10 protein-coding genes and 1 pseudogene are annotated in these 13,664 nt (G+C 55.6%); 3 read left to right on the forward strand and 8 right to left on the reverse strand.

Going from position 1 to position 13,664, the window contains the following annotated elements; genetic code table 11:
* Positions 1–16: 16 nt before the first annotated feature.
* Both O1V66_RS06965 and O1V66_RS06970 read right to left on the reverse strand, forming a co-directional pair.
* The gene (locus tag O1V66_RS06965; protein WP_045047867.1) at positions 17–469 is read right to left on the reverse strand and encodes an acyltransferase; all 453 of its coding nucleotides are present in this window, start codon (positions 467–469) and stop codon (positions 17–19) included.
* 54 nt (positions 470–523) lie between these two features.
* Positions 524–778: pseudogene (locus tag O1V66_RS06970) on the reverse strand (recombinase family protein); the annotation flags it as partial.
* A gap of 254 nt (positions 779–1,032) precedes the next feature.
* Between O1V66_RS06970 and O1V66_RS06975 the strand changes: the two are divergent.
* Positions 1,033–3,315 carry an FdhF/YdeP family oxidoreductase gene (locus O1V66_RS06975; RefSeq protein ID WP_045047866.1) on the forward strand — a complete coding sequence of 761 codons (2,283 nt, stop codon included), beginning with the start codon at positions 1,033–1,035 and terminating at the stop codon, positions 3,313–3,315.
* A 42-nt stretch (positions 3,316–3,357) separates the two neighbouring features.
* Here O1V66_RS06975 and O1V66_RS06980 read toward each other — a convergent pair whose 3' ends face one another.
* The 6 genes from O1V66_RS06980 to O1V66_RS07005 all read right to left on the reverse strand — a co-directional run bounded on the left by O1V66_RS06980 (position 3,358) and on the right by O1V66_RS07005 (position 11,170).
* A complete protein-coding gene (locus O1V66_RS06980) occupies positions 3,358–4,323 on the reverse strand; it encodes a M14 family metallopeptidase (protein WP_045047865.1) in 966 nt (321 codons plus the stop codon).
* Position 4,324: 1 nt separating this feature from the next.
* Complete coding sequence (locus tag O1V66_RS06985) at positions 4,325–5,515, reverse strand: NAD(P)/FAD-dependent oxidoreductase (RefSeq protein WP_045047864.1); 1,191 nt, start codon at positions 5,513–5,515, stop codon at positions 4,325–4,327.
* A 76-nt stretch (positions 5,516–5,591) separates the two neighbouring features.
* Entirely contained in the window at positions 5,592–6,728 is a 1,137-nt protein-coding gene (locus O1V66_RS06990) for an ABC transporter ATP-binding protein (protein WP_052673416.1), read from the reverse strand.
* On the reverse strand, positions 6,721–8,694 hold the full coding sequence (locus O1V66_RS06995; protein ID WP_052673415.1) for a dipeptide/oligopeptide/nickel ABC transporter permease/ATP-binding protein: 1,974 nt from the start codon (positions 8,692–8,694) through the stop codon (positions 6,721–6,723). Before O1V66_RS06995 ends, O1V66_RS06990 begins: the two co-directional genes overlap by 8 nt.
* Before the next feature lies 1 nt (position 8,695).
* Complete coding sequence (locus tag O1V66_RS07000; protein WP_045047863.1) at positions 8,696–9,622, reverse strand: ABC transporter permease; 927 nt, start codon at positions 9,620–9,622, stop codon at positions 8,696–8,698.
* 15 nt (positions 9,623–9,637) lie between these two features.
* Entirely contained in the window at positions 9,638–11,170 is a 1,533-nt protein-coding gene (locus O1V66_RS07005; RefSeq protein WP_045047862.1) for an ABC transporter substrate-binding protein, read from the reverse strand.
* A 272-nt stretch (positions 11,171–11,442) separates the two neighbouring features.
* Between O1V66_RS07005 and O1V66_RS07010 the strand changes: the two genes are divergently transcribed.
* Both O1V66_RS07010 and O1V66_RS07015 read left to right on the forward strand, forming a co-directional pair.
* Positions 11,443–12,324, forward strand: coding sequence for a LysR family transcriptional regulator (locus tag O1V66_RS07010; protein ID WP_045047861.1), 882 nt, complete (start codon positions 11,443–11,445; stop codon positions 12,322–12,324).
* A 189-nt stretch (positions 12,325–12,513) separates the two neighbouring features.
* On the forward strand, positions 12,514–13,575 hold the full coding sequence (locus O1V66_RS07015; RefSeq protein WP_045047860.1) for a hypothetical protein: 1,062 nt from the start codon (positions 12,514–12,516) through the stop codon (positions 13,573–13,575).
* Positions 13,576–13,664: the final 89 nt, after the last annotated feature.

Raw genomic sequence — 13,664 nt, forward strand, 5'->3', positions numbered from 1 at the left:
TCTGCCCTTTTACTTTTCATAATAACCTGATTAATTTTGCCGGGTTTCCTGCATAAATCCCTTTGACCTCAATCGGTTTAACCACGACGGAACCTGCGCCAATGACGGAACCACTGCATATATATGGTGACAGAATGGTGGCTCCGCTTCCCACAGTGACCGAATCTCCAAGGGAAATGGTGATCCAGTTATCCGGTGACGGGTCCGGCGCACCGGAATGAAACAGATCGTTTGCGAACGTCACGTTATGGCCGATGAAGCAGTTCATGCCTAAGGTTACGTTTTCACAGATAAATGTGTGTGACTGAACCCGGCTACCACTACCAATTAGACACCCTTTCTGTATCTCAACAAAAGGGCCAATGAATACGTTATCCTTGAGTTCACATTCATAAATATTAGCAGGTCTGATAATGGTAACGTTATTTCCAGAAATCACGTCGCGAATTTCACTTTCTAACAATTTCATAGAATTATCCAGAATAAGGTCTAATTAATAAACCGGAACTATTGTATGTTAATGCCTATGACGGCGGCTCAGCCAGTCCTTATGCGACATTGTGGCCATTAGGTCTATCAGCATATTGTTGATGGCGGTTATCACAGCGCGGGTGATCGGGTCAGCCTGCGATGGATCTTTATCTGACAACGCCTGCCATGAGGTGGGGACATCCAGACTGACAATCCGAAGTTCATGTTGTTCTATCTGCTAAATCAGTAAAATATCATTGTGATGACTATCTAACAGTAAACGTCCCAGCTCCGGACGGTCAAGTTTTAGTGGCCGGGATTTGACCCGATTTTCAGCAGCCCGGTGTCATGCGATCCTGGTGTGCGTGCTGGAAGAAGCCAGCGCCACACTCACAGACGAAGTGATTGAGTTGTATTAAAAATTATTGAATGTTGTAACTAATAAAACGTAGTGATTCAAACCCTCTTACAATATTGGTCTCCATCTCGCCGCCAAGTTCTGAATCCTTGATTACACTTATCGTTAATAAGGTAATTGTTACCACCATTCAGGAGTTTCCAATGACGACCAAACGACGCTCGGTTCCCGGTATTCATCCCTACGACGGCCCTGCCGGAGGCTGGGGAGCGCTGAAAGCTACGGCCATTGCCGTGCGTAATCAAATGGATACCTTGACCGCGCCCGCTACGTTACTGCGCACCAACCAGCCCGATGGCTTCGATTGCCCTGGCTGTGCGTGGCCCGATAAAGAAACTCATTCGACATTCCAGTTTTGTGAAAATGGCGCGAAAGCCGTAACCTGGGAAGCAACCAGTAAAAGGTTAACGCCGGAATTTCTGGCGAAAAATACGGTGACCTCCCTGCTGCAAAAGTCTGATTTCGAGTTGGAAGATTATGGGCGAATCACTCATCCGCTGAGATATGACCGCGAAACCGACACGCTGCGCCCTATCGAGTGGGATGACGCGTTCTCCCGCATTGGCGAAATCCTGCGCGCCATGCCGTCGCCAGACCACGTCGAGTTTTACACCTCCGGGCGAACCTCCAATGAAGCCGCCTATCTATTCCAGCTTTTCGCCCGCGAATACGGCACCAATAATTTCCCGGACTGTTCGAATATGTGTCACGAGGCGACAAGCGTCGGCCTTCCGCAGTCGATAGGTATTGGTAAAGGCACCGTTTCGCTGGAAGATTTCGATAAAACCGAGCTTATCATTTCCATTGGCCACAATCCGGGCACCAACCACCCTCGCATGATGGGCACGCTGCATGAAGCGGCACGGCGCAAGGTGCCGATTATTGTGTTTAATCCGCTTAAGGAGCGCGCGCTGGAACGGTTTGCCGACCCGCAGAATGTGATGGAAATGGCGACCTACAGTTCGACCAACATCGCCTCGACCTATTTTCAGGTCAGAGCGGGCGGCGATGCGGCGGCAATCAAAGGTATCATGAAAGCTCTGCTCGAAATGGATGCCCAATCCGGCAATCTGCTCGACCGCGACTTTATTGCCGAACACACGCAAGGCTTCGACCTGCTGGCCGCCGACATGCAGACTACGCAGTGGGAAGGCATCGAGAAAGAATCCGGTCTGACCCGCGCCCAGCTCGAGCAGGTCGCCGAGCTTTACGCCAGGTCAAACGCTACCATTGTCACTTACGGCATGGGCATCACCCAGCATAATAAAGGGACGGCCAACGTGCGGCTGATTGCCGACCTCTTGCTGCTGCGCGGTAACATCGGTAAACCGGGTGCAGGAGTCTGCCCACTTCGCGGCCATTCGAACGTACAGGGAAACCGTACGGTCGGTATTACCGAAAAACCCACTGCCGCGTTTCTAGAAAAACTGGAGCAGGTATTTGGCTTCACGCCGCCGAAAAACCACGGCCATGATGCCGTCAAGGCCATGGAGGCGATGGTCGCCGGTGAAGCGAAAGCGCTTATCTGCGTAGGCGGAAACTTCGCCGTCGCAATGCCGGATCCCGAGAAGAGCTATGCGGCCATGAAGTCGCTGGACCTGAGCGTGCAGGTCGGCACCAAGCTTAATCGTTCACATCTGCTGGTCGCTCGCGAAAGTTTTGTCTTCCCCTGTCTGGGCCGTACCGAACTTGACCTACAGGCAAGCGGACGTCAGGCCATCACGGTGGAGGACTCGATGTCGATGGTACATGCCTCATCGGGCAAGCTGAAGCCCGCCTCGGAGCATCTGCTGTCGGAAATCGATATCGTCGCGCGCATGGCCAAAGCCACGCTTGAGGATACCCGCGTGCCCTGGATGGAACTGGTGGCCGATTATCGTCTCATTCGCGACCTTATCGAGAAGACCATTCCCGGTTTCGATAACTATAATGCGCGCATCGACCAGCCAAATGGTTTTCGCATGCCGCTGCCACCTACCGAACGCAAATGGCCGACGCCGAGCGGCAAGGCGATGTTCTCCGTGTTTGAGGGCATCAACGAGGATCAGGTGGTTGAAGGCGACGATATCTTGCGAATGGTGACATTGCGCAGCCATGACCAGTACAACACGACAATCTACGGCATGGATGACCGCTATCGGGGCGTCTTCGGGCGTCGTGACATTCTGTTTATGAATGATGTGGATTTGCAGCAGCGTGGGCTTGAACACGGCGATGTCGTGGATATCGAATCCCGCGTGGAAGGCAGTCATCTTCGTCTGGAAAACATTACCGTGGTGGCTTACAACATCGCCCCCGGATCGGTTGGCGCCTATTACCCCGAGGCCAACGTGCTGATTCCGCTCTCCTATTACGACAAAGAGAGCGGCACGCCCTCTTATAAATCGGCTCCGGTTCGCGTCATCAAACACGCCACTGCAAGCTAGAATCGACCATTAATTTCCTCCGCAACCGCGGAGGAAACCCTTCTAGCCGACAATCACCCCGAGATTCATCACCAACTGCCCTTCTTTCAAATAGGCATTGCGCGCCTGACGCAATACCACGCCGCTCACCGGTGCCGTCAATTCACGCGGTGCAGAGGCTTTGCCGGCTAGAGGATAAAGCAGCGCAACCACATCACCTTTCGTGACACTGTCACCTAAATTCACCTTATGTTCGACCACGCCCATCTGTGGGGCGACAAGCTGGGCTTCAGGACCTGCGCTGAGATGCAAACCTGTAAAGGGCTGAGGCTCAACCAGCGGTTGCAGCACGCCCAAGGCCGCCAATGCGCGTAACAATCCGTCGTGGATCGTCGAAAGCTCTTCCGACCTGAGACAACCGCCGCCCCCTTCTATTTCCACCGAGGCGATGCCTGCCGCAAGCGCCGCGCCGCAGATTGTGGAGTCGATGCCCGTCACATGCTGAATGTAGCGATAACCCCAGGCTTCCATGATTCGGGTGAGTTCAGGATCGCTGACGACGCACTCATCCGAGCTAAATCCAAAAATCATCGGCACGACATTCACGTCATTGCCGCCGGTATGCGCGTCGATGAGCAAATCGGTCGCGGGGAAGATTTCGCGGGTGATAAACGCCGCAAGACGCTCCGTCGGCGTACCGTCAGCCTTGCCGGGAAACACGCGATTCATGTTTTGCCCATCGGCGGGTGACACGCGCGCACCACTTTGCGCGGCGGCATAGTTTATGGCCGGAATAATAATCAGACGGCCAATAACCTGCTCGGTTTCCAAGGTTTCCGCCAGATGGCGCAGCACGGTTTGCGGCTCGTATTCGTCGCCATGAATGCCTGCACAAAGCAGTACGGTAGGTCCTTCGCCCTGATTGATGCAACACAACACATCGCCCTGAATGCCCGCCACCTCACCGGCCACCGCCGACAGGTCGTAGAAATGCTTGCCCGGTTTATTGATGTTAAAGGTGCTCGCCATCTTATAATCCTTCCAATGCTTCGTTAACGAAAGTCAGCGGCTGCGTAAAGCGCGCAGAGGTGAAAGGTGCCAGCGCGGCAGGACGTTCACCCTGAATCAGCCAGTCGCTCATGAATTTGGTGATGCCGAGTGAAATCGCAAAACCGTGTCCGCTCCAGCCGTAGCCATAAAGCGTATTTTCCAGCGCCTGCGGTTTGTCGACTACTGGAATGCCGTCGACGCAGACGGTTTCCACGCGCGAGGCATCGGCTTTGACGAAAGAAGAATGGTCGATAAACGGAAACGCGGCAATCGCGTCACTCAGATTATTGGCCGTCGAACTCAACGACCCTTTCCACAGCCCTTCTGCCGTATAGCTTACGCTCGCGCCGCCTGACAGCATTAATGTTCCGTCGACTATCTGCTTGACCGCCAGTTTGCGGTGCGCGTGCGACAGCAAATGATTGATTTTTTTGTTCAGCGGATTGGTGACATAAATCATTTGCGGCATCAGGTGCCACAGCGGTGCTTTTTCATGCGCGTGCAGATACGGATTAAGCAATGTCTGTGTGCCTGCATTGGCCGTCAGAATCAGTTGGCTGCCGACGGCTATCGTTTCGCCGCTTGCCAGTTTTACCCCGGTGGCGCGTCCGCCTTCGGCCAGAATTTCGGTGACTTTTGCGCCGGTGCGAATGACTGCGCCAGCCTTGATGGCTTCGGCTGCGAACTGCTGCGTGGCATAGGTATGGTCACACACGCCGTCATTGGGGCAGTAAATTGCGCCAATCAGCGAGCGGGTCAACTCAGGTTCTCGCGCCAGCGTCTGCTCGAGATTCAACAGCTCGGAAGGCGCGCCGAGACGGGTTTGCGTCAGCGCCATCGCCTCCATTTGCCCGCGAACTTCATGTTCACGATAACCATAAGGGACGTCGAAAACCTGCAATCCGCCTATGCGGCGATAACCTACGCCGTGCTCGAATTCCTGCTGGTATTTTTGCCATAGCGCCAGTGCAACCGCAGCGACCGGAAGTTCACGGGTATCGCGGCGGTTGGCGCGCACGCCGCGCTCGCCGGGACCGCCGGACGCGCCAGAGGCAATCTCTCCGCCTTCAAGCAACAGCACGCTTTTACCTGCCTTGGCCAATTGATACGCGAGGCTGGAACCATAAATACCCCCACCGACGATAACGAATTCACTTGTTTGACTGGACATAGCTGTACCTTCTCTTTAAGTAAAATGGCAGATTCTTTTCTCTCAACCTTAATCATTTCTGAACCCGCAGCCGAGATCAGCAGGCCGTTGGCTGCACGCGGACAATGACCTCCGAGTCCAGAAGGGGATCGTCGACAAAATGGCACATCGCCACACTGTCGCCGCCCGCAAGCCGGTTGCGCGGTGGCGCATCTTCGGCGCAGCGGCGCGGTACCTCGCCTTCCGGCGTATCGACCACGCCGCGCACGTCGCCGGACAGCGCCAACTGACGCGCTCTCGGACATCGTGTGTGAAAGGCACACCCCGAGGGTATCGCGAGTGGACTGGGTATCGACCCGCGCAACACCTGTGGCTCGACATCGCGCAGCGCCAGCGGGTCTTTTTCGGGAACCAGCGACATCAGACTTTGGGTGTACGGATGGCGCGGGGAGCCGCACACGTCGCGGACGCTCCCCTGTTCCACAAAACGCCCGAGGTACATTACGCCGACACGGTCAGCCATATGCGCAACCAGCGCCAGGTCATGCGTTATCATCACGTAGGTCAGACCCAGGTCGCGCTGGAGGTCTTGCAGCAGATTGATGATTTGCGCCTGCACGGAGACATCGAGGGCGCTGACCGGCTCATCCAGCACTAAAATTTCGGGCTCGCAGATGATGGCGCGGGCGATGGCCGCACGCTGACGTTGCCCGCCCGACAGTTCATGTGGAAAACGATGTAAATGCTGGACGCTAAGCCCGACCTGGCGGATCACGGTTTCGATTCGCTGGGTACGCGCGTCTTTTTCGGGATGCAGGCCGTGAACCTGTAGCGCCTCGCGCAGCGTGTCGAATACCGTCATGCGCGGGTCCAGCGAGGCGCGCGGATCCTGCAATACCAGCTGCACTGAACGGCGCATGGCGCGGCGGGCTTTGGATGTCAGGGTCGATTGTGAGACCCCATTGATTTTGACCGTCCCAGCCGTGGGATCCAGCAACCCTACCACCAGCCGCGCCAGAGAACTCTTGCCCGACCCCGACTCACCGACGATGGCAAAGCATTCTCCGCGCTTGACGCAAAACGAGACATTATCGACCGCCCGCACCACGGGGCGCGGCGCAGAGGTGAAATATTGCCGCGCACCGCTGAAATGACGACTGACATTGTCGGCCACAATCAGATCTTCACCGCGAGCGGGCCAGCTCGGCAAGGCAACGGGATGACGATTAAACATGGCAGGCCTCCTCGGCAAACACACAGGCTACCTGACGCGCCTGCAACAACCTCGCTTCCGGCACTGCCTCGGCACAGGCGCTACGCCCATGACTGCGCTGACAGCGGCTGCGGAACGCGCATCCTTCGGCGAGCGGGCCAATTGACGGCGGCTCGCCGGAAATAGTAGTGAGACGTTGCGCCCCGTTTTCACCGGCATGCGGCGTACAGGCGCGCAGCGCCTGACTGTAGGGATGCAGCGGCTGCCGAAAAACTGTCTCTACCGCGCCGGTCTCCACCAGCCTGCCCGCATACATGATGGCGACACTGTCGGCATAGCGCGCCACCAGATTCAAGTCGTGGGTAACCAGCAGAATTGCCATCCCGCGCCGCTGCTGAATTTTACGCAGCAGCAGTAATAACTGTTGCTGAATAGTCACGTCGAGCGCACTGGTCGGCTCGTCGGCCAGCAATACGGTCGGGTTCTGCGCCAGGGCAATGGCAATCACGATGCGCTGTTTCATACCGCCGGAAAGTTGATGCGGATACATTCCCAGACGCCTTTGCGGATCCGAAATCTCCACGTCCGTCAAAAGCTCTATGCAACGTTGACGCAGTTTCTCGCGACTCAGCTTTTCAACCAGCGAAACCGCCTCGCCAAGCTGGGCACCCAGAGTCATCACCGGATTCAGTGCACTGGCCGCGTCCTGAAACACAATGCCGATTTTCTCCCGACGAAGCCTGCGAATCTCGCCGGTCGGCAGCCCTTGTGTCGGTTGCCCATCAATCTTGACCTGACCTTCGATAATGGAGACTTCTCCCGGATTGACAAGCGTGCCGATAACGCGCAGCAGCGTGCTTTTTCCCGAGCCTGATTCCCCCACTATCGCCAGCGTTTTACCGCGCTCAAGCACCAGATCGACACCGCGCACGACATCCAGTAATCCTTTAGGCGTTCTATAGGCAATACGCAGCCCTTTTACCTCGACGGCATGAGAGAGTATCTGCGGCGTTTTCACCCTTGGCGTAACATTTTTTGTCTTACCCAGCAGGTGTTTAAGCAGGGAGGGACGCGCGGGAATACGTTTTGCCAGCGGGTCATAAATCGTTCGAAGCGCTTCGCCGAGCAGATTGAAGGCCAGCGCCGAGACTGCGAGAAACACGCCGGGAAACGCCAGCAGCAAGGGATTACTGCGAATATAGGAACGCGCCTCGCCAAGCATGGTGCCCCATTCCGGATCCGGCGGTTGCACGCCCAGCCCCAGAAAGCCGAGTCCGGAGGCGGAAAGCAGCGTCGAGGCAAACAGCAGGCTTGAAAGCGTCAACAGCGGACCGCTGATGTTGGGCATGACATGACGCAGCACGACACGCAGCGGCGGGCAACCCAGCGACGCGCTCCCCTCGATATAAGGCTCCGCCAGTGTACTTTGCGTAATGGCGCGCGTTGAGCGGGCAAACACCGGCACCGAAATCAGCCCGACGGCAATGATGATGTTTTGCGTGCTCGCCCCGAAAATCGCGACGACCGCCAGCGCAAAGATAATGTCCGGGAAACTCAGCAGCACGTCCATGGCGCGCATGACAAGCGAGTCTATCCAGCCGCCCTTCCAGGCCGAAAGCACCCCGAGCGGTACACCTATCACAAACGCCAGCAGCACGCCGCCGATACCAATACCGATAGAGGTGCGTGCGCCGGTCAGAATACGGCTGAACACATCGCGTCCCAATTGATCGGTACCAAACCAGTGTTGCATCGTCGGCCCTTGCAGCGTGGCCGAGAAGTCTTGCGCCATCGGGTCGATAGGCACCACCAGCGGCCCAAACAGTGCCAGCAGTGCGTAGCAGATAACCAGCGTCAGACCGATTGCCCCCTTGGGCTGACGATAGATAGCTCCCAGCGCCATCCAGCGAGACGGACGTTGAAAGGTCGAGCTTTTGGCCGGCCGCGTAAACAGGCGAGCCTCGGTTTTCTTGCTTTCAGTAATCATCTTAACTCCGTTCACTTTGCAGGGAAGCGCGCGGATCGAGCCACATCGTCAGCAGATCGGTCGCCAGATTAATCAACACGAAAAATACCGAAAACAGCAGAATGGTATATTGAATCACCGGATAATCAGCCGCCGAGACAGAATCCACCAGCAGACGCCCGACGCCCGGCACGCCGAATACCGTCTCCGTCACCACGGAACCGCCCAGCATCGCGCCGAATTGCACCCCGATCACACTGATGGCGGCAATCAGCGAATTGCGCAGCGCATGCAGCAAAATGACACGCGTTTCACTTAGTCCCTTGGCGCGCGCCGTATCGAGATAATCTTTACTCATGGCTTCCAGCAGACTGGCGGTCACCAGACGACTGAACATCGCCGCCGGACGAGTCGCCACGACCAGAATCGGCAGCACGAAGTGTTTCCAGGTCGTGGCGCCCGCCGCAGGCAACCAGCCGAGCCAGACGGCAAAGAACCAGATACACAGCAATCCGAGCCAGTAAATCGGCATGGAAATACCGGCCAGCGTGAACAGGGTTATCACCGTATCCATCAGGCCGCCCTGCCGCAGTGCGCAGAGGATGCCGCCCAGTGTGCCCAGCAGCAGCCCCACCAGTAATCCTCCTACGGCGACAATCAACGTATTGGGCAACCGCGAGGCAATCTCGACGGCAACAGGCCGATGGGTCCGAAACGAGGTCATCACCGACGGGTCCACCATGCCGCGAACAAAGCGGCCATAGCGCACCACCAGCGGATCGTTGAGGCCAAGCGTATCGCGAATGACCGTCACCTCTTCATTACTCGCCATCGGTCCGGCCAGCATGCGTGCCGGGTCGCCGGGGATAAAATCCACCAGAAAGAACACCAGCAGCGAGACGATAAAAAGGGTCGGTACGGCGGAAAGCAGACGTTTAACGATAAACATGTGTCCCCCTCGTAGTTAGTTGAGCGTGACCTGATCGAAGTCCATGGTTTCATCCGGACGCACCTTGAAGCCCTGCACCTTGTCGGAAACCCCTAGCGCCTGATTCTGATACCACAGGAAGATAAACGGCATCTGCTGCCACACGGCGGTCTGGATCTCGCCATAAATTTGTTTCTGCTTCTCGGGGTCGGTCGTTGCCCGTCCCTGATCCAGCAGTGCATCGACTTTCGGGTCGCTGAATCCGGAGGTATTGGCGCTGACGCCGGTATGGAACAGACGATAGAGCGTATAGTCCATGCCCGCCGTACCGCGACCAATCATGGCAAGATTATCCGGACGCTTTTCGGGCGGCAGACTGATGATTTGCGTCCAGGTGCCGCGATCCACGACATGGGCCGTCGCTTTCACACCAATATTTTGTAGCGAACCGGCAACGGCCTGACACACGGCGGCGTCCTTGATATAACGCCCCGTCGGACAGGTCAGCGTTATCGCCAGCTTACCCGGACCGTATCCCGCCTCGGCCAGCAGCTTTTTGGCCTGTGCAGGGTCGAACGCTATCGGGTCGAAGGTTTTACGCAGTGAATCCTGCGTACCCGGCCCGACCATTCCCACGGAAGGAATAGCCATACCGCCCAGCACGCCCTTGATGATACCGGGACGATCGATGGCCAGATTCAACGCCTTTCGCACGCGAAGGTCCTTGAGCGGCCCCCGCATCACAATTTCCATGTTGATTGAGAACATGCTTGGCGGCGTAATCACCTTGGCATTCGGCAGCGCATTAATCTGCGCAACCGACTCCGGCGGAACCCGCTCGACAATATCCGTATCTCCCGTTTCAAGCAGCGCCATACGCGAGGCATCTTCAGGCACCACGGTAAAATCAATCGACTTTAATTTGGCAGGACGATCGCCTTGATATTTCGGGTTTGGCACCAGACGATAGCTTTCGCCGCCGATAAAGGAATCGACCAGATAGGGTCCACTGCCAATCGGTTTGTGCCCGTATTCCGCGCCCATTTTGTCGGCCGCCTTCACATTGACGATGCTGCCGCTCTCGTTGGCCAGCAACAGCAGCACGTGACCGTTGGGCGCCGTCATGTCGAATTCGACCGTGTCATTCCCTATCGCCTTCACGGAGCCAAGCGCGGTGTAGATGCCACGATAGATAGACCCGTTTTTCTCGGACAGCAATCTCTGGAAACTGGCGACCACCGCCTGCGCGTCCAGCGGATCACCGTTACTGAAAACATGACCCGTCTGAATCTTGACCGTCAGGACCTTGCCGTCCTGCGAAAAGTGATAATCGGTAGCCAGCCCTTTCTGAATGGCATTGTTGTCATCGAGACGAAACAGTCCCTCATACACCAGCGCTTCCACCGTATCGCCCGTAGGCAAATCGTTAAATTGCGGGTCGAGGGTTGCCGGATCGGCCCCTACGGCGACACGAAGTGTTTGGGTGGGAGCGGCAAGGGCCGCCGACGTGGCAACGGCAAGGAGCGATAATGAAAATAAGGCGGAACGTGCGCAGGTGATCAGACTCATTTCTCTTCCTCTGTCAGGTTATAAAAGTACAAAACTGTTATTACCAATGAAGAACCTCACGGCCTTTTGGGTGCGAGGGAATACGGCAGATCTGAATTCAAATTTATTATTTTAATCAAGCTATTATCGAGGGTTTTATTTCACCCTTTCACGGGGCGTTGAAATCATTCAATGGGAAAAGGGGCTTTGCGTCAATTTCATATTATTGATAGCTTGTTAACTTCAGGTTATATCGCATGCCCCAAAATGATCCACTTAACGAGGAAGCGTCGATGAATTACCGTCAGGTTCAGGTGTTTAAAGCCATTATGCAAAGCGGGTCGATTACCGATGCGTCCGAGATTTTGCACGTATCGCAACCTGCGGTGAGCAAGACCTTGAAAACGTTGGAGCAGGATCTTGGATTACTGCTTTTCACCCGCACCGCCAAAGGGCTGCTGCCTACCGATGAGGCACGCTCTCTCTATACCGAAGTCGAACGTGTGGCACTCGGTTTTGAAAACCTTAAGCGGTTTGGTAAAACCTTGCAGCAGATTAAACAGGGGCGGCTGGTCATTGGGGTGGTTCATACCTTTGGCCGGGAATGGATGGCCTGTGCAATTGCGGATTTCAGTGCGCGTTATCAGCAGATTTCCCTCTCGTTAATCACCGCGTCGTCCAATGATATGGCGCGTCTGGTCGGCAATGGGCAGATAGATGTCGGCATTGCCCAGTCACGAACCGAAGACCACTCCCTGCTGCGCGACAAGCTGTTTGAAATGGAAGGACTGATTGCGGTGCCTAAAGGCCATCGCCTGGCGAAGTATCACCGCGTGCTTCCCGAAGATTTGCGGGATGAGAATATTATCTCGCTCGGCCCCGCCGATGGACTGCGACAGAATTTCGACCGCGCGATGGCGCAGGCCGGCATCGAATACCGTTCCACTATCGATATTTCTTTGGGCGAAGCGCTGTGCGTCATGGTGCAACAGGGATGCGGAATAGGGATTGTGGATGACGAAACGGCGCGGCTTTATACGCCGGATGGCGTGAAATTTATCCCTTTTCATCCAAGCGTCTCGGTGCCTATCTATCTTATCCGCGCCCGTAATCAGCCTCATAATCGCCTGATTGAGCTGTTTATTGACTTTATGCTCACCACTCGACGCAGATAACTTCCTTCGGCTCTTTCAAATAGCGCTGATTGCCTGGTTACACGCCATCAATCAGTCTGAAAAAAGGATTCCGTCGAGGTTGGCCGCAAAAATGCACGACAAATGTATTCCGGCCCTGGCGAGCGGCTTACACTCTCTGACGCGTTTAAAGATAAGGATACTCACCCTCTGTCACGGAGATAACCGCCGATGCTGCCCGCCATAAGCCATGCCACTAGCCCGCCCCGTGCGATCCCTTTTGCCGATCCGCAACTCGACCCCCTTACGCTGCGCCATGTATTGCGTGAAAGTTATCTCGAGCCGGGCAGCACGCACAATATTCGCCGTATGGGTGAACTTTCCTGGGTCGAGAATCAACGTATCGCCTCGCTGGAAACACGTATCACCTTTATCAACAAGATGGTCAACCACGTTCTCGAGCATCTGCCGATGAAAGACACCGCCCTGACATTTATTTCACTCGGCGCGGGCGGACTGCTCACGGAGCGACTCATTGATTATCAACTGAAGAAAGCCGGTTATCAGACTATCCGCTGGCGATTGATTGATATTGATTATCAGCAGCAAGGCTATGAAGAGGCACGCAGGGCATTTCGGGAGAAAGCCGATAATCAGGCGCTCTATTTCACGACCGAACAGGCTTATCTCAATAAAAGTATCGGCGCGACGGCATTGGCCGAAGACGACAGACAGCGTGGCGCGACCCTGTTACTGACACTGGATCCCCCTACACCGCTGGAACACTCGGTCATGGACTCGCCTTCTTATCAAGCCTGCCTGTTAGTACGCGGGCGACCCATCGAAGATATCAGTAAAGCCAACGGCATTTATCTGCTGGTAGCAAAACAGTGTCATCGAGAAAGGCTGGAGCGCGTGCAACAGGCGTTGTCACAGGGCAATCAGATGATTACCTCAGACTGCATCCTGAAATTTACCCTCGGAGACTTCAACCAATGCGCGATTCAAGTCAGCCCTTCCTCTACGGGTCAGCGCTTTCATCGCGACGTTATGCCCTTCATCGAAATGATGCACAAGGTCGCGACGCTGATAGGTCAGAAACTCAACCTGCAACACGTCAACAAGGCGCTGGATAAATATCTGGCCAGCCTCGATGGGCTTGACTACTGCGGCGTAAAGTTCTATGTGTCGGACTACGACACCAGCCGGGAAAAACTCGACGCCTATTACAGAGGCGGGGCAAATCCCTTCCTGACCGGGTCACTTGACAGAAACGAGATTACTTTGGGATGAAGCATGGGCATCTGCCCGATGACTTTCTATAATTGATGCCCGACGCCTATTATCAATACTTTACATGCCTACATGTCCCGGAGATAGCC

Source organism: Rouxiella chamberiensis, from assembly GCF_026967475.1.
Taxonomy (GTDB): domain Bacteria; phylum Pseudomonadota; class Gammaproteobacteria; order Enterobacterales; family Enterobacteriaceae; genus Rouxiella; species Rouxiella chamberiensis.

Bases quoted from the DNA above. Each gene is read 5' to 3' on its own strand.
- O1V66_RS06965 (WP_045047867.1), bottom strand. From the start codon at position 469: ATGAAATTGTTAGAAAGTGAAATTCGCGACGTGATTTCTGGAAATAAC.
- O1V66_RS06975 (WP_045047866.1), top strand. From the start codon at position 1,033: ATGACGACCAAACGACGCTCGGTTCCCGGTATTCATCCCTACGACGGC.
- O1V66_RS06980 (WP_045047865.1), bottom strand. From the start codon at position 4,323: ATGGCGAGCACCTTTAACATCAATAAACCGGGCAAGCATTTCTACGAC.
- O1V66_RS06985 (WP_045047864.1), bottom strand. From the start codon at position 5,515: ATGTCCAGTCAAACAAGTGAATTCGTTATCGTCGGTGGGGGTATTTAT.
- O1V66_RS06990 (WP_052673416.1), bottom strand. From the start codon at position 6,728: ATGTTTAATCGTCATCCCGTTGCCTTGCCGAGCTGGCCCGCTCGCGGT.
- O1V66_RS06995 (WP_052673415.1), bottom strand. From the start codon at position 8,694: ATGATTACTGAAAGCAAGAAAACCGAGGCTCGCCTGTTTACGCGGCCG.
- O1V66_RS07000 (WP_045047863.1), bottom strand. From the start codon at position 9,622: ATGTTTATCGTTAAACGTCTGCTTTCCGCCGTACCGACCCTTTTTATC.
- O1V66_RS07005 (WP_045047862.1), bottom strand. From the start codon at position 11,170: ATGAGTCTGATCACCTGCGCACGTTCCGCCTTATTTTCATTATCGCTC.
- O1V66_RS07010 (WP_045047861.1), top strand. From the start codon at position 11,443: ATGAATTACCGTCAGGTTCAGGTGTTTAAAGCCATTATGCAAAGCGGG.
- O1V66_RS07015 (WP_045047860.1), top strand. From the start codon at position 12,514: ATGCTGCCCGCCATAAGCCATGCCACTAGCCCGCCCCGTGCGATCCCT.